Annotated in this window: 21 protein-coding genes and 1 tRNA gene; 10 read left to right on the top strand and 12 right to left on the bottom strand. The window is 71.3% G+C overall.

Annotated features, from left to right (window positions below; translation table 11 throughout):
- Positions 1-8: 8 nt before the first annotated feature.
- Positions 9-590 (bottom strand): TMEM165/GDT1 family protein, encoded by a 582-nt coding sequence (locus tag ACH4VX_RS01595; RefSeq protein WP_398364997.1) that lies wholly within the window; start codon positions 588-590, stop codon positions 9-11.
- Between the two features lie 404 nt (positions 591-994).
- Between ACH4VX_RS01595 and ACH4VX_RS01590 the strand changes: the two genes are divergently transcribed.
- From ACH4VX_RS01590 to ACH4VX_RS01575, 4 genes are all read left to right on the top strand, one after another.
- The gene (locus tag ACH4VX_RS01590; protein ID WP_398364995.1) at positions 995-1,639 is read left to right on the top strand and encodes an HNH endonuclease family protein; all 645 of its coding nucleotides are present in this window, start codon (positions 995-997) and stop codon (positions 1,637-1,639) included.
- Between the two features lie 87 nt (positions 1,640-1,726).
- Positions 1,727-3,373 carry an alkaline phosphatase D family protein gene (locus ACH4VX_RS01585; protein WP_398364993.1) on the top strand — a complete coding sequence of 549 codons (1,647 nt, stop codon included), beginning with the start codon at positions 1,727-1,729 and terminating at the stop codon, positions 3,371-3,373.
- A gap of 265 nt (positions 3,374-3,638) precedes the next feature.
- The gene (locus ACH4VX_RS01580; protein WP_398364991.1) at positions 3,639-4,091 is read left to right on the top strand and encodes a DoxX family protein; all 453 of its coding nucleotides are present in this window, start codon (positions 3,639-3,641) and stop codon (positions 4,089-4,091) included.
- A gap of 263 nt (positions 4,092-4,354) precedes the next feature.
- Positions 4,355-4,957, top strand: a complete 603-nt coding sequence (locus tag ACH4VX_RS01575) for a DedA family protein (protein ID WP_398364989.1) — start codon at positions 4,355-4,357, stop codon at positions 4,955-4,957.
- Between the two features lie 323 nt (positions 4,958-5,280).
- On the opposite strand, the gene ACH4VX_RS01570 is transcribed toward ACH4VX_RS01575, so the two are convergent.
- Positions 5,281-5,517, bottom strand: coding sequence for a DUF2277 domain-containing protein (locus ACH4VX_RS01570; RefSeq protein WP_398364987.1), 237 nt, complete (start codon positions 5,515-5,517; stop codon positions 5,281-5,283).
- Positions 5,518-5,583: 66 nt separating this feature from the next.
- On the opposite strand from ACH4VX_RS01570, the gene ACH4VX_RS01565 reads away from it, so the two are divergent.
- Positions 5,584-5,925: a hypothetical protein gene (locus tag ACH4VX_RS01565; RefSeq protein WP_398364985.1), complete on the top strand. Its 342-nt coding sequence runs from the start codon at positions 5,584-5,586 to the stop codon at positions 5,923-5,925.
- A gap of 102 nt (positions 5,926-6,027) precedes the next feature.
- On the opposite strand, the gene ACH4VX_RS01560 is transcribed toward ACH4VX_RS01565, so the two are convergent.
- Positions 6,028-6,102 (bottom strand) — tRNA-Val (locus ACH4VX_RS01560).
- Between the two features lie 295 nt (positions 6,103-6,397).
- Here ACH4VX_RS01560 and ACH4VX_RS01555 point away from each other — a divergent pair.
- From ACH4VX_RS01555 to ACH4VX_RS01540, 4 genes are all read left to right on the top strand, one after another.
- Positions 6,398-7,213 carry a hypothetical protein gene (locus ACH4VX_RS01555; RefSeq protein ID WP_398364984.1) on the top strand — a complete coding sequence of 272 codons (816 nt, stop codon included), beginning with the start codon at positions 6,398-6,400 and terminating at the stop codon, positions 7,211-7,213.
- A gap of 74 nt (positions 7,214-7,287) precedes the next feature.
- Complete coding sequence (locus ACH4VX_RS01550) at positions 7,288-8,718, top strand: hypothetical protein (protein ID WP_398364982.1); 1,431 nt, start codon at positions 7,288-7,290, stop codon at positions 8,716-8,718.
- A gap of 37 nt (positions 8,719-8,755) precedes the next feature.
- Positions 8,756-8,968 carry a zinc ribbon domain-containing protein gene (locus ACH4VX_RS01545; protein WP_217128974.1) on the top strand — a complete coding sequence of 71 codons (213 nt, stop codon included), beginning with the start codon at positions 8,756-8,758 and terminating at the stop codon, positions 8,966-8,968.
- Between the two features lie 47 nt (positions 8,969-9,015).
- On the top strand, positions 9,016-9,804 hold the full coding sequence (locus tag ACH4VX_RS01540; RefSeq protein WP_398364980.1) for a DedA family protein: 789 nt from the start codon (positions 9,016-9,018) through the stop codon (positions 9,802-9,804).
- Between the two features lie 34 nt (positions 9,805-9,838).
- Here the strand turns inward: ACH4VX_RS01540 and ACH4VX_RS01535 are convergent, their stop codons facing one another.
- The 3 genes from ACH4VX_RS01535 to ACH4VX_RS01525 are packed head-to-tail and all read right to left on the bottom strand — an operon-like array spanning position 9,839 to position 14,507.
- Positions 9,839-10,651, bottom strand: coding sequence for an HAD family hydrolase (locus tag ACH4VX_RS01535; RefSeq protein WP_398364978.1), 813 nt, complete (start codon positions 10,649-10,651; stop codon positions 9,839-9,841).
- Entirely contained in the window at positions 10,651-13,308 is a 2,658-nt protein-coding gene (locus tag ACH4VX_RS01530; RefSeq protein WP_398365392.1) for a phosphoribosyltransferase, read from the bottom strand. The genes ACH4VX_RS01535 and ACH4VX_RS01530 overlap by 1 nt, the downstream gene beginning before the upstream one ends.
- Positions 13,309-13,340: 32 nt before the next feature.
- The gene (locus tag ACH4VX_RS01525; protein WP_398364976.1) at positions 13,341-14,507 is read right to left on the bottom strand and encodes an HpcH/HpaI aldolase/citrate lyase family protein; all 1,167 of its coding nucleotides are present in this window, start codon (positions 14,505-14,507) and stop codon (positions 13,341-13,343) included.
- 173 nt (positions 14,508-14,680) lie between these two features.
- On the opposite strand from ACH4VX_RS01525, the gene ACH4VX_RS01520 reads away from it, so the two are divergent.
- A complete protein-coding gene (locus ACH4VX_RS01520) occupies positions 14,681-15,625 on the top strand; it encodes a TerD family protein (protein ID WP_398364975.1) in 945 nt (314 codons plus the stop codon).
- Between the two features lie 30 nt (positions 15,626-15,655).
- On the opposite strand, the gene ACH4VX_RS01515 is transcribed toward ACH4VX_RS01520, so the two are convergent.
- The 6 genes from ACH4VX_RS01515 to ACH4VX_RS01490 all read right to left on the bottom strand — a co-directional run bounded on the left by ACH4VX_RS01515 (position 15,656) and on the right by ACH4VX_RS01490 (position 20,135).
- On the bottom strand, positions 15,656-16,393 hold the full coding sequence (locus ACH4VX_RS01515; protein ID WP_398364973.1) for a Tellurium resistance: 738 nt from the start codon (positions 16,391-16,393) through the stop codon (positions 15,656-15,658).
- A 127-nt stretch (positions 16,394-16,520) separates the two neighbouring features.
- On the bottom strand, positions 16,521-17,660 hold the full coding sequence (locus ACH4VX_RS01510) for a DUF475 domain-containing protein (RefSeq protein ID WP_398364972.1): 1,140 nt from the start codon (positions 17,658-17,660) through the stop codon (positions 16,521-16,523).
- Between the two features lie 49 nt (positions 17,661-17,709).
- Complete coding sequence (locus ACH4VX_RS01505) at positions 17,710-18,285, bottom strand: TerD family protein (RefSeq protein ID WP_398364970.1); 576 nt, start codon at positions 18,283-18,285, stop codon at positions 17,710-17,712.
- A 136-nt stretch (positions 18,286-18,421) separates the two neighbouring features.
- Positions 18,422-18,997, bottom strand: coding sequence for a calcium homeostasis/redox stress adaptation protein (locus ACH4VX_RS01500; RefSeq protein WP_073935773.1), 576 nt, complete (start codon positions 18,995-18,997; stop codon positions 18,422-18,424).
- Between the two features lie 133 nt (positions 18,998-19,130).
- On the bottom strand, positions 19,131-19,589 hold the full coding sequence (locus tag ACH4VX_RS01495) for a peroxiredoxin (protein ID WP_398364968.1): 459 nt from the start codon (positions 19,587-19,589) through the stop codon (positions 19,131-19,133).
- A gap of 108 nt (positions 19,590-19,697) precedes the next feature.
- Positions 19,698-20,135 (bottom strand): DUF3052 domain-containing protein, encoded by a 438-nt coding sequence (locus ACH4VX_RS01490; protein WP_398364965.1) that lies wholly within the window; start codon positions 20,133-20,135, stop codon positions 19,698-19,700.
- Between the last annotated feature and the right edge of the window lie 129 nt (positions 20,136-20,264).

Here is a 20,264-nt window from a genome sequence, read left to right as displayed (position 1 = left end):
GGCGGGGGTCACCCGGCGACCGCCTCCCACAGGCTCCACGCGCCGAGGCCCAGCATCAGCAGCGCCGCGATCTGCGTGATCAGCTTGAGCGGGACCCGCTTCATCAGCGCCTTTCCACCGACGATGCCGAGCCCGGCCACCGACCACAGCGCGAGCACCGCGCCGAGGCCGACGGAGAGCGGGTCGCCGTAGCGGGCGGCGAGGTTGGCCGTCATGATCTGCGTCAGATCGCCGAACTCGGCGACCAGGATCAGCATGAATCCGGCCCCGGAGACCTTCCAGAAGGACTGGTTCTCCGGCTTGCGGACCTCCTCCTCGTCCTCGTCCCTCTTCATCAGCAGCACCGCCGCGCCACCCAGGAAGAGCACGCCCGTGATCGCGTGCACGATCTGCTGCGGCAGCAGCGTGAGCACGCTTCCGGCCGCCACCGCGAGCGCCACGTGCAGCGCGAAGGCGGCGGCGACACCGGCGAAGACGTAGGAGGCGCGGTAACGGGTGCCGAGGACGAGGCCGGCGAGTGCGGTCTTGTCCGGCAGTTCGGCGAGGAAGACGACGCCGAAGACGACGGCCGTCACGGTCAGGCTGATCAACGGTTCCTCAATCGGTCGGGACTGCCCCGCCGAGAGTGCTGTGCGATTTCCACGGGACACCTCGGCACGGCAGCACACACGGCACCCGTGCCGTAGGCACGGGCGTGTACTGCTTGCCGAAGGTCTCGCTGGCCGACCCCGCGTCGCGAGGTCCGCCTCCGGGCGCCGGCTCAGGCGTGCTGAGCAGTATGTCGACGGTCCGGCGAAGAGCTACTCCCCTTCTGCGCCGTCCATGGTACGCGAGGCCCGCGCCGGCCGTCGCACGCGGAAACTTCACACCCGAACCATAGACGTGTCATGAACTCGCCATTAGCTTCTTACCGCATCCACTCCTGCCGGCCACGCGGCGCGGCGAGCATCCCCTTGCCCGCACGCCAACGGCCCCACCCCACAAGGGAGTTCGCATGTCGAAGTTCTACGCGCGTCGACGGCTCAGCACAGTCGCGGCGTTCACCGGACTCATAGCCTCCGTCGGCCTGTTCAACGGACCGACCGCCTCCGCCGCCCTCCCCACCCCGGTCAGTGCCTCCACCGCCCGCGGCTACCTGGCCTCGCTCACGGTGGCCACCGAGGACCGCACGGGCTACGACCGTGACCTGTTCCCGCACTGGATCACGCAGTCCGGTTCCTGCAACACCCGCGAGACCGTCCTCAAGCGCGACGGTTCGGGCGTCGTCACCGACTCCTCCTGCGCCGCCACCGGCGGCAGCTGGTACTCCCCGTACGACGGCGCCACCTGGTCCGCCGCCTCCGACGTCGACATCGACCACCTCGTACCGCTCGCCGAGGCCTGGGACTCCGGCGCCGACTCCTGGTCCACCTCGCGGCGCCAGTCCTTCGCCAACGACCTGACCCGCCCGCAGCTCCTCGCCGTCACGGACAACGTCAACCAGTCCAAGGGCGACCAGGACCCGGCCACCTGGATGCCGTCGCGCTCGGCCTACCGCTGCACCTACGTCCGCGCCTGGGTGCAGGTGAAGTACTACTACGACCTGTCGGTCGACTCGGCCGAGAAGTCCGCCCTGCAGGGGTACCTGGCGAACTGCTGACGCGCCCCGCGAACTGCCGGGTGCACAAATCTCCCCGGCGGCCTCCGTCGCTGCGTACCGTACGGGGCGACGGAGGAAGGGGTCACCATGGCCGGACTGCGGCTCGGACCACTGCTGAGGTACATCGACGGCTCGTCCGCCACCATCTGGGTCGAGACCGGCCGCCCGGGCACCGTGGAGGTGCGCTGCGCGGACGGGACCGGCGGGACGACCGGCACCTTTCAGATCGCGGGCCACCATTACGCGCTCGTCCACGTCACCGGTCTCACACCGGGGACGGCCACCCCGTACGAGGTCTTCCTGGACGACACCCGGGTGTGGCCGCTGACCGAGGCCCCCTTCCCGTCGCTCCCGCCGTCCGTCATCCCCACCCCGGGCCCGGACGGCCGTACGCGCGTCACGTTCGGTTCCTGCCGCTGGGCGTCCCCGCCCACCGGGGAGCCCGACCCGGTCGGCCCCGACGCCCTGGACGCCCTGGCGCAGCGCATCGCCGCCGACCCGGACGGCGAACGGCCCGACGTCCTGCTGCTCCTCGGCGACCAGGTGTACGCCGACGAGACCTCCGACGCCACGCGCGAGTGGCTCGCCGCCCGCCGCGATCTGAACGACCCCCCGGGCAGCCAGGTGGCGGACTACGAGGAGTACACCCACCTCTACTACGAGTCCTGGCTCGACCCGCAGGTGCGCTGGCTGCTGTCCACCGTGCCCACCTGCATGATCTTCGACGACCACGACGTGATCGACGACTGGAACACCTCCGCCTCCTGGGTCGCCGACATGCGTGCCACGTCGTGGTGGCGGGAGCGGGTGCTCAGCGGCCTGATGTCGTACTGGGTGTACCAGCACCTGGGCAACCTCTCCCCCGCCGAGGTCGAGGCCGACCCGCTGTACGCGTCCGTCCGGGCGGCCGGCGACGGCACCGACGCGCTGCGCGCCTTCGCCTCCCGGGCCGAGGCCGACGCGGCCACCGTGCGCTGGAGCTACCGGCGCGACTTCGGCCGGGTGCGCCTGGTGATGGTCGACAGCCGCGCGGCCCGCGTCCTGGAGGAGGGCCGGCGCTCCATGCTCGACCGGGCCGAGGCCGACTGGCTGCGCGAACAGGCCCTGGACGAGCGCGGCTCCTACGACCATCTGCTCATCGGTACGTCCCTGCCCTGGCTGCTGCCCCATCTGGTGCACGACGTCGAGGCGTGGAGTTCCGCGCTGTGCCGGGGCGACAAGGGCACCCGCTGGGCGCGGCTCGGGGAGAAGCTGCGGCGCGGGGCGGATCTGGAGCACTGGGCGGCCTTTCCGGAGTCGTTCGGCGAGCTGGCGGAGCTGATCGCCGAGGCCGGTACGGGGCCACAGGCGCCGGCGACGGTGTGCGTGCTCTCCGGAGACGTCCATCACGCCTACGTCGCCGAGCCGAGCTGGCCGGGCGGCACCGGGCCGGACTCCCGGGTGGTGCAGCTGACCTGCTCGCCCGTCCACAACTCCATTCCGCTGTCGATGAGGCTCGGCTTCCGCCTCGGCTGGGGTGGTGCCGCCCGGCTCCTCGGCCGCCTGTTCGCGCGGCACGGCCGCCTCCGCCCGCCGCCGGTCGCCTGGCGCAAGACGGGCGGGCCCTGGTTCGGCAACCAGCTCATGACGCTGACGGCCCAGGGGCGTTCGGCGGTGCTGCGGCTGGAGCACGCGCAGAAGGAGGAGGCCGGGACGCGGCTCAGGAGCGTGGCGGAGACCCGGCTGAGCCGGTGAACCTGTGGGTCCGCTGTGCAAGGTGGTGCGGATTCGGTCACGTTGTGGGTCATGACGGCGGGGTGGACGCCGTATCGACCGGCCGGGTGGACGCCGTATCGACCGGCGGGAGCGGGCGCCGGAACAGCCGAGCGGAGGCAGACCCGTGGCCAAATGTTGAACTTGCAAGTATCAGTCAGGGACACCTAGCGTGGAAAGTCGACTCGGTTCCGTCCCCCGGACCGGTCCCACCCGGGGGCCGGCCTGACCGAAGGAGACCCCCCACATGACCGGACGCCTCAACAGCGCCCAGCCATATGCCCTGGGCATGTTCCGCATCGTCGTCGGAATGCTCTTCGCCTGCCACGGCGCCGTTTCCCTGCTCGGTCTGCTCGGCGGCGTGGACGGCAACGGCGGCACCGTCGAGACCGGCGCCTGGCCCGGCTGGTACGCCGCCCTGATCGAACTCGTCGGCGGCACCCTGGTCCTGCTCGGACTCGGCACCCGCGCCGCCGCGTTCGTCTCGTCCGGCGCGATGGCCTACGCGTACTTCAAGGTCCACCAGCCCGAGGCCCTGTGGCCCATAGAGAACAACGGCGAGGGCGCGGCCATGTACTGCTGGGCCATGTTCCTGCTGGTGTTCACCGGCTCCGGAGCCTTCGGCCTGGACCGCCTGTTCACCAGGCGGTCGTCGGCGAACGGCGAACGACAGGCGGAACGGACCCCGGTGACGGCCTGACCCTCACCCCGGTGACGGCCTGACCGTCCTCCCCCTCGGGCCGCACGGGTGCCCTCCCCGTACGACGGGGAGGGCACCCTTCCCCTTTGCGCGGGGGAAGGGGAAGGGAACGCCAGGGGCTGAACACACGAACCTCCCGTGACCTTTCCGTCACTCACCGGGCGTACGCTGTATGGCTGTCACCGGCCACTCCTGCCACTCCTGCCGCTCCCGCGCGACAGCGCGGCACGGTACGGCCCACGGGGGAGCCATGGGGAGTTCGGGTGGAGAGTCTGGGGTCGCTGGTCGGCAGCCCGTGGATCTATGCGGTGGTGGCCCTCTCGGTCCTGCTCGACGTGTTCCTCCCGGTCCTGCCGAGCGGGGTACTGGTGATCACCGCGGCCACGGCGGCGGCCGCGGGCACGGCGACCGACGTGCCCGACATCCTGGTGCTGACGCTGTGCGCCGCCACCGCCTCCGTCCTGGGTGACCTGGTGGCCTACCGCCTCGCCTGGCGCGGTGGCGCCCGTCTGGACCGGGCGATCGCCCGTTCGCGGCGGCTCAGGAGCGCGCAGGAACGTCTCGGCGCCGCGTTCGCCCGGGGCGGCGGCGCCCTGGTGGTCCTCGCCCGCTTCGCGCCGGCCGGGCGCTCGGTGGTCTCCCTCGGCGCCGGCGCCGCGCGCCACCGCGCCCGCGACTTCCTCCCCTGGTCCGCCCTGGCGGGGCTGTCCTGGGCCGCGTACAGCGTGGCCCTCGGCTACTTCGGCGCCCACTGGCTGGGCGCGACCTGGCTGGCCACGGCGGTGTCGGTGGGCGCGCTGTTCGCGGCGGGGGCGGGCGCGGGGTACCTGATGCGCCGGCAACCACGGCCTTCGGAGGCTTCGTAGCACCCTCCACCGAACCGCCGGCGATCACGCCTCCTCCGGCACCACCGCAACGGCGGGCAAGGGTGCCCATCCCCGGCGCCGCCGCAACTGCGGGCGATCGTGCCTCCCCCGGTGTCCGGAACGGCCTGGGAGGCATCCCCGGGCAACGGGGCCCCCGCTCGAGCGGAGCCGAGAGTGGGGGAGGGCGGGCGACGGGGTACCTCCCGCTCACGGGGGCCCCATGAGCGGAGCCGAGAGGGGGAAGGCACCCCGCGAACGCCGGGCTGCGCGGCCCACCCCGCCCGCCCTCGGCTCCCGGTCCGGGGTCGGGGCTCCCGGTGGGCCTACTCCGCCGTCGCCCGCCGCGCCGCGCCGCCACGCACCTCCAGCCCGTCCAGCAACTCGGCCGTCGCCGAGGCAACCGCTTCCACCGCCCGTTCGAACACCTCGCGGTTGTGGGCGGCCGGCGCCCGGAAGCCGGACACCTTCCTCACGTACTGCAGGGCGGCGGCCCGGATCTCCTCCTCCGTGGCCTCCTCGGGCTGCACGGGCGGACGCAGGGTCTTGATACTCCGGCACATGCGTCCAGTCTGACGCGCCCTCTCGGTGACGCGCCACCCAAAATCGAACAGGCGTATCATTGGGTCGTGGCTGCGACCTACGATTTTCCGAGTGACCTCCTCGCCGGCCAGGAGGAACTGCGACAGGTCCAGGGTGAGTTGTCCGCCCTGCTGAAGCGGCTCCCCTGGTCGGTCGAGCCCCTCGACGGCTTCAGCGACGACAACGGCTGGCGCAAGATCGAGCGCCCCGCCTCACCCGGCTGGACCGCCGACGAACAGGCCGAGGTGGAGAAGCTCCGACAACGGGAGCACGAGCTCGCGGTGTTCGTCAGCACCCACCGCTACTGGGCCGGACTCACCGGCGCAGACCGCACGCACGCCCGCTCCCGGCTCAAGCACACCCGCGAGGAGACGATGGAGTCCTCGTAGGACGGGCGGAAGGACGGACCGGGCGGAAGGACGGACCGGGCGGAAGGAACGGGGGAGGCACAACGACAAGGGCCCCGGAGCAACTCCAGAGGCCCTGTGTCCTGGTGGGCGCGGACGGTTTCGAACCGCCGACATCCTGCTTGTAAGGCAGGCGCTCTACCCCTGAGCTACGCACCCGGGACCCGGGCCATGCGCCCAGGTCGAGTCGACAGCCTACGTGACTCCGCTCCCCTACCTGAAGGAGGGGGCTTCCGACCTGAGGGTTGCGGTCCAGCCCGAACCGGTCCCTTGCGGGACGAATGGAAATTACCACAGGCCAGGGAAGCGATTCCCCACCGGCGATCACCGGGGGCTATCCCCACCCCGGATCCGCCAGCCGCCCGGATCCCCCCGCGGGCTCCCCGTCCGTACGGTCGAAGAGCGCCCGGACACCGCCGGTGAGCGCCACCGTCCGTCCCAGGGGGAGACCGTCATGACCCGCACGACCCGTACCGCCCGAACCATCGGCTCCGCTTCCGGCGCCCGCGCCGCGTGGACCCGCGCCCTCGCCCTCACCGGGGCCACCGTGGTGATCGTCGCGGGCGTGAGCGCCTGCGGGGCGTCGGCCGCCGACGACGCCGACCCCGACCGCCGCTCCTTCGACCTGCCCGGCAGGACCCTCACCATCGACTCCGACGACTCCACCCTCGAGATCGTCGCCTCGGACGAGAACGCCCCGGGCGAGGTCGGGGTCACCCGGTGGTTCCAGGGCACCGTCGCCATCGGCTCGGACCCGAAGGTCACCTGGTCCATGGACGGTGACCGGCTGGTACTGCGGGAGAAGTGCTCCGGGCTCGTCGCCAACTGCTCCACCAAGCACCGCATCGAGGTGCCCCGCGGGGTCTCCGTCAAGGTCGAGGAGAAGGACGGCAGCGTGCGGGCGCGGGGCTTCCGCGACGCGCTGAGCATCCGCACGACGGACGGTTCGGTCCATGTCACGGACTCCACCGGGCCGCTGGAACTGCGCACCGGTGACGGGTCCGTGCGCGCGGAGGTCTCCTCCCGTACGGTGCGCACCCACAGCGGTGACGGCTCGGTCCGCCTCGAACTCGCCGCCGTACCGGACCTGGTGGACTCCCGCAGCGGCGACGGCTCCCTGACGATCGACCTGCCGCGGGCCTCCTACCGCGTGGACACCGGAACCGGTGACGGCGCCGAGGACGTGTCCGTGCCCCGCGACGACTCCAGCTCCCACGTGGTGACCGCGCGCACCGGCGACGGCAAACTCACCGTCCGCACGGTGAACTGACCGACCCGTGTGTTCGTCCTTCACCGGTGGGAGAATGGCATCGGGCCGGGCGAACGACAGTACGGGAGAGGGATGTGACGGCGACACCAGCGCAGCCGTACTCGCCGTCGGAGCCGCGCGTGCCTCGCACGCGTCGTGCCGTGCCTCCGCTTCCTCCTCGGCCGGGTGTCCGCCGCGCTCGCGGCGCGCTGCGGGACGCGCTCGCCCTCGTGGGGCTGCCGCTGGTCGCGGCGCTGGTGCTGCCCGCCGCGTTCGCCGGGGGCGGGACGCGGCGCTGGTTCGGCGGGCGGGCCGAGAACCAGCGGGCCGAGGCGCAGGCCGCCAAGGACGCGGCGGCGGCCGCCTTCTACGAACTCGACACCGCCCAGCGCGACCTGCGGATCTCCATCGAGACGATCACCGCTGTCGACGCCTCCCCCGCCGCCCGCCGTGCCGTCGCCGACTTCGAGGCCCTCGGCCGGCGCATCGACGAGGCCAGCCGGCAGTACATCGGCGCCGTCGACGCCCACGACCTGGACCGCGACGACCTGGAGGCCTCGGCAGCCGCCCAGGCCCGCGACCGGCTGACCGCCGCCAAGGACGAACTCGGCCGGGTCAGGCAGGAGCTGGACCGGTTCACCGAAGGGCTCGGCTCCCTCCTCGGCAAGGCCGAGACCCAGCTCGCCCGGCTCGCGCCCGCCGTCGAACGCGCCCGGCAGGCGCTGCTCGCCGCCTCGAACGCCCTCGACACCGCACGCGGATCGGGCCTGAGGGCCGACGACCTCGCCGCCCGGCTCGCCGCGCTCTCCCCGGAACTGACCAAGCTGAACCAGGGCGCGGGACAGCACGGCGTGCCGGGGACCCTGGAGCGTGCCGAACGGGTCACGCGCGAGGCCGAGGCGGTCCGCGTCGAAGCCGAACGGCTGCCGGAACGGGCCGCCGAGACCGACCACCGGCTGGTCTCCCTGCGTACCCGCGCCCAGGCCCTCACCACCCGCTCCGAACAGGTCGAACCGATCCTCAGCGAACTGCGCCGGCGCTTCACCGCCGCCTGCTGGCAGGACCTGCAGCACGTCCCCGGCGTCGCCTCGGAGAACGTGGGGCAGGCGGAGGCGAGACTCACCGAGGCCCGGGCGGCCCGCGAGGAGCAGCGCTGGGCGGACGCCACCGCCCTGCTGTCGACCGCGCGGGCGCTGCTGAACACGACCGACGAGGCGGTGTCGGCCGCCGGTGACCGGCTGCGGCGGCTGAACGCGGTGCAGAAGGACCCCGGGCAGGAGATCGAACGCACCCGCTTCGCCATCCGGGACGCCCAGCGGCTGGCCATGGCCGGCCGCAACACCCCCGACCCGCGTCACGCCCGTCCCCTGGACGACGCCGTGGCCCGGCTGGAGCGAGCCGTCGCCGGACTGGAGGGCCGCCATCCCGACTACTGGCACTTCCTGACGGAGACGGAGGAGGTACGGGCGGCGGTGAGCCGTGTGGTGGCCCGGATCCGGGAGGAACGCGGCAGCGCCGCCCACTGACCGTCCCGGCGCCGGCCGGGCCGGTTAACCTGTGCCCATGCCTCGCTACGAGTACCGCTGCCGGACCTGCGGCGACACCTTCGAACTGAGCCGCCCCATGGCGGAGTCCTCCGCGCCCGCGGCCTGCCCGGCGGGTCACGACGACACGGTCAAGCTCCTCTCCACGGTGGCGGTGGCCGGTACCGCCGCGGCCCCGGCTCCCCGCGCGGGCGGTGGCGGTGGCTGCTGCGGTGGCGGCTGCTGCGGCTGACGGGCTCCTTCAGGGTCCCTTCAGCTTCACGTTCCTAGCGTGAGGGCATGACAGCCGGCGCAGCGCACACGATCACAGCGGCCGCGGACGGGGGTGCCGGACCACAGTGGGTCAACGACCTCATGGACGCCATGGGCGCCCCCGGGGCCGGCCTCGCCATCGCGCTGGAGAACCTCTTCCCTCCCCTGCCCAGTGAGGTGATCCTGCCGCTGGCGGGGTTCGCCGCGAGCAGTGGGCGGACGGGTCTGCTCGCCGTGCTGCTGTGGACCACCGCCGGCTCGGTGATCGGCGCGCTCGCGTTGTACGGAGTGGGCGCGCTGCTCGGCAGGGACCGGACGGTGGCGATCGCGGGGCGGCTGCCTCTGGTGAAGGTCTCGGACATCGAGAAGACGGAGGCGTGGTTCCTGCGGCACGGGCCGAAGGCGGTGTTCTTCGGCCGGATGATCCCGATCTTCCGCAGTCTCATATCGGTGCCGGCCGGCGTGGAGCGCATGCGGCTGCCGCTGTTCCTGGGTCTGACCACGCTGGGCAGCGCGATCTGGAACACCGCGTTCGTGCTCGCGGGGTACGCGCTGGGGGACAACTGGGAGCAGGTGTCGACCATCGTGTCGGCGTACTCGAAGGTGGTCCTCGGCGTGGCCGCGCTGGCCCTGGTGGCGTTCGTGGTCCTGCGGCTGCTGCGCTCGGGCGACGGCCGCCGGCGGCGGGACGGGCGAGCGGGCACGGATCACCCACGCCCGCCGCACCCCGCCCCCGGTGCCGGTCACGCCGTCGGAGACGTGCCCGCCCGCGGGTACGGCTCCGGCGACACGGTGAGCCTGCGGCGCCACCGCTGACGCCCCTGCCGCATGGCCTCACGGCCGTGCGGTCTCACCGGGGTGAACGCACCGTCTGCAGGAACTCGCGCAGGATGCGCTCGCCGGCCAGGACGCCCCGCTCGGGGAGAGCCCTGAGCGCGGGGGCCGTCCAGTCGGCGTCGGCGAGTTCTCCGTGACCGGGGCGCCAGCCCCGGTCCACGGCGAGGAGCAGATCGGCGTCGAGGAGGGAGTCCCCGGCGGCGAGCGTGAGATCGGCGCCGGTGCGGCGGGCGACCTCGTGCATGGCCGCGCTCTTGGTGAGGGGCCCCGGCACGGCGTAGATCTTGCGGCCCTGGAGGGACACCGTCCAGCCGCGGTTCTCCGCCCACTCCCCGAGTTCCTTCACCCACTCCTCGCGCAGCAGTTCCCGCTCGACGACGAGGTAGGCGAAAAGGTCGTCGGCGACCCGGTGCTTGCGCACCCAGACCGGGTCGGCGGTCCGCAGCAGATGCTCCTGCACCTCGGACAGCGGGGCGCACTCGTCGGCCAGCCGGGCGAGCACCCGGGCGTGCCAGTCCTGATCGGACACGCCGTCGACCAGGAGGTGTCCGCCGTTGGCGCAGATCGCGTAGGTCGGCGGCGGGCCGGGGAGGTTGATGCGCTGGTACTGCTTGCGGGTGCGGGTCGTCGTGGGCACGAAGACGGCCTCGTCGCCGAGGTCGGTGAGGAGCCGGGCCGCCGTCTCCGTCATGTAGGAAAGGGGCTTGCTCTCGTGGACCTCCACGCACAGCAGCCGGGGTGCCCGTGCGTCCGGCATGGTCAGGGCGAGGGCGGCGGCGGAGTAGATGAGGGTGCGGTCGAGGTCGCTGGCGACGATGACGGGCATCAGCGGGTCACCGCCTTGCCGTCGGTACCGGTGGCGCCGCGGGTGTAGCGGGGGTGGATCAGCCCGACGCAGGTGTAGGGGAGTCCGTCGACCTCTTCGACGGGGACGCCCCGCTGCTGAGCGAGGAGGCGTACGTGGTCGAGGTCGCTGCCGGCTCCGGCCCGGGCGAGCACCTTCCAGGGCACCCGGCGCAGCAGCACCCGGGTGGTCTCGCCGACGCCGGGCTTGACGAGGTTCACGTCGTGGATGCCGTACTCCTCGCTGATGCGTTCGACCGCCGCCCAGCCCTCCCAGGTGGGGGTGCGGTCGGTGGAGAGCAGTTCCTTGGCCTGGGCGCAGGCTGCGTCGGTGACCTCCGGGAAGCGGGCGGACACGGCGTCCAGGAAGGCCACCGAGAGATCCGTGCCGGCGAGTTCGCGGTAGAACTTGGCGCCGTGGAAGTCGTGCGGGCCGACCAGGTCGGCGCGGAGCACGGTGCGTGAGATCAGGCCGGACACGGTGGAGTTGAGGCAGGCGGAGGGGATCAGGTAGTCCTCGCGGGTGCCGTAGGTGCGTACGCAGGAGCCGGGGTCGGCCAGGACCGCGATCTCCGGGTCGAAGCCGGTGACGCCCTCGGCCTTCTCGAACTCCTCGACGGCCTGGGCGAGTTCGCGGGTGATGGCGCCCTTGCCGGTCCAGCCGTCGACGAAGACCACGTCCCGGGGGTCGTGGTGGGCGGCCAGCCAGCGCAGCGCGTTGGTGTCGATGCCCCGGCCGCGGACGATGGAGACCGCGTAGTGCGGGAGGTCGAGCTGGTGGCGGTGCTGGGCCCAGCGGCGCATCAGGATGCCGACGGGGGTGCCCGCGCGGGCCAGGGAGACCAGGACCGGGCGGGGTGACCTTTCGGCGAGGACGGTCTCGGTGACCACGCCCACCGCGTGGGCGAGGCGGGCCGCGGACTCGTCCAGGGCCGCGTGGAACAGCGCCTGGTACTGCTCGCTGGGCTGGTACTCCACGGGCAGCGACTCCGCGTAGTGGGCGCCGCCGCTCTGGATGGCCTCCTCGCGCTCCTCGGTCGGCGCCTCGAGTGTCACGTCCGAGAGGTCCTGGAGCAGCCAGCCGACCTCCTCGGGCGCGTACGAGGAGAAGGCAGGGCCTCTGAGGGGCGCGGGCAGCATGGTGGCGGGCCTTTCGGGGGCGTCCGGTCGGGCGTCCTGGGGGGCGTCCTGGGGCGCGGGTACGTACGACGGTACGACCGCGAGGAGGACCTGCGGGGTGTGCGCGGCGAGCCGGGCGAGCAGGCCGCCGGGCGCGTGCAGTGCGGGGGTGTCGGCGGCCGAGTCGACGACGGCGACGACGGCGTCGAAGCCGCCGCCGGCGACGTTGTAGGCGTAGCGCTCGCCGGGACCGTCGGCGGGGTCGTCGTGGGCGGGGAAGACCAGGCGGGTGCGTATCGCGTAGCCGGGGTCGTCGACGGCGAGGACGGGCGAACGGGTGGTGGTGGAGAAGCGCACCTCGGCGCCGGTGGTCCGCTCCAGTTCGCCGGCGAGGCGCAGCGGGGCGTACATCAGCTCCTCGAAGCCGAGGACGAGGACGCGGTGCGCCCTGGCGGGGAGTGCCTCTGCCAGGCGGGCCGCCATGTCGGGGAGTGCGGATTCGAGGCGGGCCCGGTGCGCGGGGGTGAAGCCGTGACGTCCCCCGTCGGGGAGCCCGGCGGGCCAGCCCAGGTCCACTCGCGTGGGCGTGCCGTTCGGCTGCGGCCCGTCGTGGGCCGATCGCGCCCACGCGGCGGTAGCCGCAGATTCAACTACGTCCCGCGCCCCTGGGGGGTGGGCCCGACCGTCGCTTTCAGAACCAACGGCACCGACGACGCCCTCCGGGGGGACGGGGAACCGCGCGGCCGGCCCCGACGCAGCCGCAGTCGGCGAACCGTCCGCCGTGGCGCTCTCGTAGCGCGCCACCAGTTCCCGGCCTTTCTCCAGGACGCCGTCAGGCAACCGCACCGTGCCCGAGGCGACCGTCACCAGGTCGATGCGTGCGCCGATCTCGTCGGCGAACCCGTCCAGCCGCCCGGCGTCCGCGGGCGACCGCATGTCGACGAGGGCGACGATCACGTACCGCCCCCGCGGATACCGCGCATGAAGATCACGGACGGTGTTCAGCACCGTGTTGCCGGTGGAGAACTCGTCGTCGACCAGGACCAGCGGCCCTTCGCCCGCGAGCAGCCGGGGATTCTCCGGGAGCAGCAGGTGGGACGTCGCGTGGGAGTGGGACTCCTCGAAGCCCCCGGCCGTGGCCGTCCCCGCCACCGGTCGGCGCGTGGAGTGCAGGTAGGGCGCGACGCCCAGACCGTCGGCGACGGAGTGGCCCAGTCCGGTCGCGGTCTCCGCGTAGCCGAGGACGACCGCGTCCTTCGCCGAGGCCCCCAGCAGCTCCCGCACCCTGCGGCCGAGCTCGACGCCGTGGCCGTACACGACCGACGGGGACTGGGGTACGTGCTTGCCGAGGACGTTGGACACCAGCAGGTGGGCCCGCTTGGGGTTGCGGCGCAGCGCCAGCCCCAGCAGCCCGGGCAGCGTCTCGTCCCCGGCCAGCTCGACGCCGAGCCGCCGCGTGACCCAGCTGCCGGACCATATGTCCTCGCCCGCCGGTGCCGCCCGACGCACCGGGTGGTGCATCCCCTCGTTCACAGTTCTTCTCTCCATCCCCGTCAGTCCGCCAGGCCCGCCGCGAGCAGTTCCACGAAGCCGATGTCCGCGTTGGTGACGCCGAAGACCTCGGCGCGCAGCAGGGTCCGCTCGGCCCAGGCGCGGTGGGGTTTCACCTCGTTCATCTTGTTCGTGTAGGCCGACCTGAGTACACCCCCACCGCCGCGTTCCGGCCGGAGGATGTCCTGGGCGTCACTGAACTCCTCGTGGCTGACGACGGACAGCGCGTGCACGGGGAGTACGTGCGAGGGGTGGATGCAGGTCTTGCCCAGCAGACCGTTGGCCCGGTCGAGGGAGATCTCGCGCAGCAGACCGTCCATGGCGTGCTCGATCAGCTTCTGGCGCAGTGCCACGGCCTGCACCTCGTGGAAGGGGCTCTGCCGCAGGAGCGGCTTGAACATGCGTTCCTGGACCCGGAAGTACTCCCAGACCGGCCCCGTCACGGTGAACCCGGTGCCGTCGGCCCGGGCCAGCATGTTCACCACGTCGGAGATCACGGAGGCGACGACCTGGATGTCGTAGGCCGTCATGTCGGGGCCTCTGCGCAGCCCGTAGGAGGAGCAGAAGTCGGTCACGCCGAGACGCAGCGCGAGCACGCGGTCACGGTACTTGTCGACGGCCCGGAAGATGCCTTCGAGGGTCTCGACGCGGGACTCGCGGTAGAGCAGCTCGGGCGACTCCAGCACCGGCATGGCGAACAGCCGGTGGCCGCTCTCGGCCTCGGCGGTGGCCAGCGCCTCCAGGAACGGCAGGCCGCGTTCGGCGGTGAACTTCGGCAGTACGAATCCGGACAGCAGCCGGACCGCGGGGCCGAGGCGCCGGACGAGGTCGGGGATCTGTTCGGGGGTGCGGACCCGGATGAACAGCAGCGGCAGATCCGCGCCGGGCCGCCCGGCCAGGTCGGCGAGCTGGCGTACGAGGTTCTCCTCACCGGCGGCCACGTCGGCGTCGCCGATGGAGTCCTCCAGGCACAGCACCATGGAGACCACACCGCAGCCGCCCTGCTTGAGGACGTCGTCGGCGAGCCGGGGCCGGGTCGCGGGGCTGTAGAGCGTGGCGCCGAGGGCCGCGGAGAGCAGCCGGGCCGGGGAATCCGGCGTGAACTCGACGGGCTCCCGATAGAAGAGACGTTTCCGCACCGCAGGGGCGATGTGACCGAAATGACGCATTGAACTCCCCCGTGGTCTCTCTGGAATCTCTGGAATGTCGGAAGGTGGCCGGTAATAGTACGTAGGGATCCATGTCGGCGGTTCCCTCGGGGCATGAACTTCAGGTAACCCCGCCGTGTCGACCCCAACCCCCCGCATTGTCGTGACCAGGACGGAGAAGGCAGGATGACCGTATGACGCACGCGATGCTCAAGGGGTCGAACATCCCTCTCGAGGCCACCACGGTACGTGCCGTGCTGCGCTGGTCACCCGGGCAGGGGGTGCCGGACATCGACGCCTCCGCGCTGCTCCTCGGCCCCGACGGTCGCGTGCGCTCCGACGAGGACTTCGTGTTCTACAACCAGCCACGGCACCCTGCCGGGCAGGTGTGGCGGCTCGGTAAGAAGCGCGTCGCCGAGGGCCTGACCGACACGATCCAGACGGATCTCGCCGGTGTCGAGTCCGGTGTCGGCCGGATTCTGCTCGTCGCGTCGGCGGACGGCGTCGTCTTCGACCACGTACGGGACCTGCGCATCCTGCTGTACGACGCGCAGGCCGCCGACGGGGACGCGCTGGCGCATTTCGACATCAAGCCGGAGACCGGCCAGGAGACCGCGCTGATCTGCGGTGAGCTGTACCGGCGCGGGGAGGGCTGGAAGTTCCGGGCGCTCGGCGAGGGCTACTCGAACGGCCTGAAGGGCCTGGCGACCGACTTCGGCATCTCGGTGGACGAGTCGGAGGCGGCGCAGCAGCAGCCCGATCCCTCCGACGTCACCCAGCAGCCACCCCCGACGGCGCACGTACCGGCCTCCGACCGGACCTCCTCCGAGGCCCTGACGCAGCCGCAGGCCCCGCTCGTCCCGCCGGTGCCCGAGGTGTCCCGGCCACTGCCGCCCGAGCAGCCGGCGGGAGTGCCCGCGCAGCCCGCGTACGGCTATCCGCCGCGGCAGCCCGCGGCCACGCAGCCGGCCTACGGCTATCCACAGCCGGCCGGTCAGCCCGCCTACGGCTATCCGCCTGCGCCCGCCACGGCCGCCGCGGGGGCGCCGTCCGGGTACGGTTTCCCGCCACCGGCCGCCGCCTCCCCCGACCCGGACTTCCGGCTTCCGCCGCAGGGGCCGCAGTTCATCGGGCGCTAGCGGACCGGCTCCTGTGGGACCAAGGGCTTCTCAGCGGTCGGCCTTGGTCTTGAAGCCCCTCCCCCACTGGAGCCCCCACCCGTACAGCCGGTCCAGCTCCCCCTGGAATCCGTAGACGAACTTCACCTCGCGGCGGACGAGGATCTCGTTCTTGACGTTCTCGATCATCACCACCGCGCAGGAGCGGGCCTGGGGGTGGCGTTCGTCGAGGCCGATCTCGATCCGCGGGCCGTTGCTGGGGTAGAGCGTGACCATGGCGTGCGTGCGGTCGAACGCGGGCGTCTGGTCGTAGATGTAGGCGAAGACCAGCAGCCGCTTGATGTTCTCGCGGTGGTCCAGATTGATGTACATGGTCTCGCCCGAGCCCGACCCGAACCGGTCGTCACCGCTGAGCTTGACGTACGGCGGCGCGTTGACGTCGCCGAGGAAGCCGCCGAGGGGCTGGACCACGCCCTTGGTGCCGTCCTGGAGCTCGTACAGACAGCCCAGGTCGAGGTCGACGTTGACCATGGACTGGCTGTGGCCGACCACCTCCGGCGGCTTGAGCGCCTTGAAGGGGTGGCGCAGCAGGCTCTCCCGCTGGGAGCCGCCGAAGTCGGAGGTCCGCATCCGCCAGCTCAGGTTGACCCGCAGATGGCCGGTGGCCGCGCCCTGCTTGGTCAGGGACACCTGACCGTGCCGTTTGGTCAGCTCGATGGCGTTGCTGGCCGCGCTGCCCGAGTCGAAGGCGCTCTCACGTCCGCGCCACAGTCCGTCCAGGAAACCCATTCCCGCCCCAAGTCCAGTCGCCGAACCCCGCTCGGGCCGCCAGGACTCCCGGACGGCCGACGGGGCGGCCCCGAGGAGTGGTCCTCGGTGGCCGCCCCGTCGAGAGCGTTCCTCACCCGAAGGGCTGTCACACCCCGGAGGAGACCTCAGTCTTGTCGTCGGCGTTTCCCCCGGCCGCCGCGAGCCGCTTGTTGCGGCGTACGGAGGACCAGAAGGACCAGCCGATCAGGATGACACCGATGGAGCCGGTGATGAGCTCGTGGATCTCGTACTGGATGGTGACGAGCAGGATCAGCGCCAGGGCGCCGATCGCGTAGTGCGCGCCGTGCTCCAGGTAGACGTAGTCGTCCAGGGTGCCCTGGCGGACCAGGTAGACCGTGAGGGACCGGACGTACATGGCGCCGATGCCCAGGCCGAGGGCCATCAGGACGATGTCGTTGGTGATGGCGAAGGCACCGATCACGCCGTCGAAGGAGAAGGACGCGTCCAGGACCTCGAGGTAGAGGAACATGAAGAACGCGGCCTTGCCGGCCATGGCCACCACCGTACGGGGCTTGCCGGAGCGCTCGGCCTTCTCCTCCTCCTCGTGCTCGTGTTCCTCCTCCTCCTCGAGCTTGTCCTCGAAGAAGCCGGACAGACCGCCGACGATCATGTAGGTGATCAGACCCGCGATACCGGACAGCAGGACCGTCTCCGCCTTGTCCACGTGCGCGCCGCCGTGCTGGTGGGCGTGGGTGGCGAAGGTCAGGGCGGAGATCAGCAGGATGACCAGGGCGATGCAGACCGACAGCATGTCGACCTTGCCGAGCTTGGCCAGCGGGCGCTCCAGCCAGCCCAGCCACTTGATGTCCCGGTCCTCGAAGATGAAGTCCAGGAAGATCATCAGCAGGAACATGCCACCGAACGCGGCGATCGCCGGGTGGGCGTCGGTGACGAGTTCCTGGTAGCGGTCCTTGTCACTGAGCGCGAGGTCGACCGCCTCGATCGGACCGAGCTGGGCACTGACGGCGACGATGACGACGGGGAAGACCAGCCGCATACCGAAGACGGCGATCAGGATGCCGATGGTGAGGAAGATCTTCTGCCAGAAGGCATTCATCTTCTTCAGGATGCCGGCGTTGACCACCGCGTTGTCGAAGGACAGCGAGATCTCCAGGACGGAAAGGATCGCCACGATGCCGAAGGCGGTCCACCCCCCGAAGAGAACCGCCGCGACCAGGCCGAGCGCGGTGACCGCGAACGACCAGCCGAAGGTTTTCAGAACCACTGGCTACCCCAGGTGTATTAACGGGTCTCCCCCGCCGCCATGATCGGCTTTACGAAACGTTGACTCCGAAGTCTAGAGCGATGCCCCGCAGTCCCGACGCGTACCCCTGTCCCACCGCACGGAACTTCCACTCACTCTGGTAGCGATAGAGCTCGCCGAAGATCATCGCGGTTTCGGTGGAGGCGTCCTCGCTCAGGTCGTAGCGGGCGAGTTCCTGGCCGTCCGCCTGGTTCACCACGCGGATGAAGGCGTTGCTGACCTGGCCGAAGGTCTGGCCACGCTCGTCGGCCATGTGGATGGAGACCGGAAAGACGATCTTGTCGCACTGGGCCGGCACCTTGGGGAGGTCGACCAGCAGGGACTCGTCGTCCCCGTCGCCCTCACCGGTGAGGTTGTCACCGGTGTGCTCCACCGAGCCGTCCGGGCTCTTGAGCTGGTTGTAGAAGACGAACCACTCGTCCCCCATGACCCGGCCGCCGCTGCACATCAGCGCGCTGGCGTCCAGGTCGAAGTCGGCTCCGGTGGTGGAGCGCGCGTCCCAGCCGAGCCCGATCATGACCTGCGTGAGGTTGGGTGCGGCCTTGGACAGGGAGACGTTTCCCCCCTTGGCAAGCGTGACGCCCATGATGCTGGTCCCTCCCCGGGTGGTGATGTTTCTCAGGTGGTCCTGCGCGTCCGGCGCCGCACGTAAACCGTGCGGCGCCGGGCGGTGTGGCCGTGCGGGACGGCCGGGCTCGGGCGTGGCCGCCCTGCAGGGCCTCTCAGACGTTCACACCGAAGTCCTGCGCGATGCCGCGCAGGCCGGATGCGTAGCCCTGGCCGATGGCGCGGAACTTCCACTCCGCGCCGTGCCGGTACAGCTCACCGAAGACCATGGCGGTCTCGGTCGAGGCGTCCTCGCTCAGGTCGTAGCGGGCGATCTCGGCCTCGCCGGCCTGGTTGACGACGCGGATGAACGCGTTGCGCACCTGGCCGAAGGACTGCTGGCGGTTCTCGGCGTCGTAGATGGAGACCGGGAAGACGATCTTCTCGATGTCGGCGGGAACCCCGGCGAGGTTGATCTTGATCTGCTCGTCGTCGCCCTCGCCCTCACCGGTGAGGTTGTCGCCGGTGTGCTCGACCGAGCCGTCCGGGCTCTTCAGGTTGTTGAAGAAGATGAAGTGCGCGTCGCTGGCGACCTTGCCGCCGCTGTTCAGCAGCAGTGCGCTGGCGTCGAGGTCGAAGTCGGTACCGGTCGTGGTGCGGATGTCCCACCCCAGACCGACGATGACCGCGGTCAGGCCCGGCGCCTCCTTGGTCAGCGATACGTTGCCGCCCTTGCTGAGGCTGACTCCCACGAGTCCTCCATTGGTGTCCTGGGGCGGGGTGCCCCGTAGTGCGTTGGATGTCGGATCAACGAGTCGATCCTAGTAACGGGTTCCCGGCCACCGCAGGCCCCGCGGCCGAAGAATCACAGGGTGTCGGGCCGGATCACAGGGTGTCGAGCGCTTTGACGTACTCGTTCAGGTCGCGGGCGTCCGGCAGACCGTTGACGACGGTCCAGCGCACGACGCCCTCCTTGTCGATGATGAACGTCCCGCGCACGGCGCACCCCTTGTCCTCGTCGAAGACGCCGTACGCGCGCGAGACGTTGCCGTGCGGCCAGAAATCGCTGAGCAGGGGGTACTCCAGGCCCTCCTGCTCGGCGAAGACCCGCAGGGTGTGGATGGAGTCGTTGGAGACGGCGAGCACCTGGGTGTCGCGGTCGGAGAACTGCGGCAGACGGTCGCGGACCTCGCACAGCTCGCCGGTGCACACGCCGGTGAAGGCGAACGGGTAGAAGAGCACCACCACGTTCTTCCGCCCGCGGAAGTCGGACAGCTTCACGGTCGCCCCGTGGTTGTCCTTGAGTTCGAAGTCGGGGGCCTTGTCGCCGACCTGGATCGTCATCGTCGTGTTCGTCCCTTCGGGGTGGTTCGTTCCGACCACCCTACGCAGGGAGCACGACAGGCCGACGGACGGGCCGACGCATGACGCGACCGGCCCGTCCGGGGTGGTTCATCGCTTGGACTTGGCCGCCTTCGGTGTCGCCAGCCGGCTGCCGCTCCAGTCCTTGCCCACACTGACGCCCTTGGCCGCCGTCAGGCCCGCCGTGGTGGCGGCCTCCGAGATGTCGCTCGGCTCCACATAGCCCGAACGGCCTGTCTTCGGCGTGAGAAGCAGGATCGCACCGCCCTCTTCGATGTACGTGATGGCATCCACCAGTACATCCGTCAGGTCTCCGTCGTCGTCGCGGAACCACAGCACAACGGCGTCAGCCACGTCGTCGTAGTCCTCGTCGACGAGGTCGCTCTCGATGACGCCCTCAATGGCCTCGCGGAGCTCCTGGTCGACGTCGTCGTCGTAGCCGATCTCCTGGACCACCTGCCCGGGCTGGAACCCCAGCCTGGCGGCAGGGTTCGTCCGCTCCTCCGCGTGGTCCGCGGTCGCGCTCACGGGTTGCCTCCTGATCATGTCTTGGAAATAACTCAGCCACGCGCGTGCGCGAAGCATTGGCCGTAGTCCACACGGGCGGGACGGATCGCGCAAGTACCCGGCCGTGCAGACCGCCGAAACGGTGACGAT

The organism is Streptomyces sp. NPDC020731 (genome assembly GCF_044334705.1).
Classification (GTDB): Bacteria; Actinomycetota; Actinomycetes; order Streptomycetales; family Streptomycetaceae; genus Streptomyces.
Note: the sequence above shows the minus strand (reverse complement) of the source record. Positions and strands in the feature narration are given on the sequence as shown.

Coding starts and splice junctions, on each gene's coding strand:
- ACH4VX_RS01590 (WP_398364995.1), top strand. CDS start 995: ATGTCGAAGTTCTACGCGCGTCGACGGCTCAGCACAGTCGCGGCGTTC.
- ACH4VX_RS01585 (WP_398364993.1), top strand. CDS start 1,727: ATGGCCGGACTGCGGCTCGGACCACTGCTGAGGTACATCGACGGCTCG.
- ACH4VX_RS01580 (WP_398364991.1), top strand. CDS start 3,639: ATGACCGGACGCCTCAACAGCGCCCAGCCATATGCCCTGGGCATGTTC.
- ACH4VX_RS01570 (WP_398364987.1), bottom strand. CDS start 5,517: ATGTGCCGGAGTATCAAGACCCTGCGTCCGCCCGTGCAGCCCGAGGAG.
- ACH4VX_RS01555 (WP_398364984.1), top strand. CDS start 6,398: ATGACCCGCACGACCCGTACCGCCCGAACCATCGGCTCCGCTTCCGGC.
- ACH4VX_RS01545 (WP_217128974.1), top strand. CDS start 8,756: ATGCCTCGCTACGAGTACCGCTGCCGGACCTGCGGCGACACCTTCGAA.
- ACH4VX_RS01540 (WP_398364980.1), top strand. CDS start 9,016: ATGACAGCCGGCGCAGCGCACACGATCACAGCGGCCGCGGACGGGGGT.
- ACH4VX_RS01535 (WP_398364978.1), bottom strand. CDS start 10,651: ATGCCCGTCATCGTCGCCAGCGACCTCGACCGCACCCTCATCTACTCC.
- ACH4VX_RS01530 (WP_398365392.1), bottom strand. CDS start 13,308: ATGCACCACCCGGTGCGTCGGGCGGCACCGGCGGGCGAGGACATATGG.
- ACH4VX_RS01525 (WP_398364976.1), bottom strand. CDS start 14,507: ATGCGTCATTTCGGTCACATCGCCCCTGCGGTGCGGAAACGTCTCTTC.
- ACH4VX_RS01520 (WP_398364975.1), top strand. CDS start 14,681: ATGACGCACGCGATGCTCAAGGGGTCGAACATCCCTCTCGAGGCCACC.
- ACH4VX_RS01515 (WP_398364973.1), bottom strand. CDS start 16,393: ATGGGTTTCCTGGACGGACTGTGGCGCGGACGTGAGAGCGCCTTCGAC.
- ACH4VX_RS01505 (WP_398364970.1), bottom strand. CDS start 18,285: ATGGGCGTCACGCTTGCCAAGGGGGGAAACGTCTCCCTGTCCAAGGCC.
- ACH4VX_RS01495 (WP_398364968.1), bottom strand. CDS start 19,589: ATGACGATCCAGGTCGGCGACAAGGCCCCCGACTTCGAACTCAAGGAC.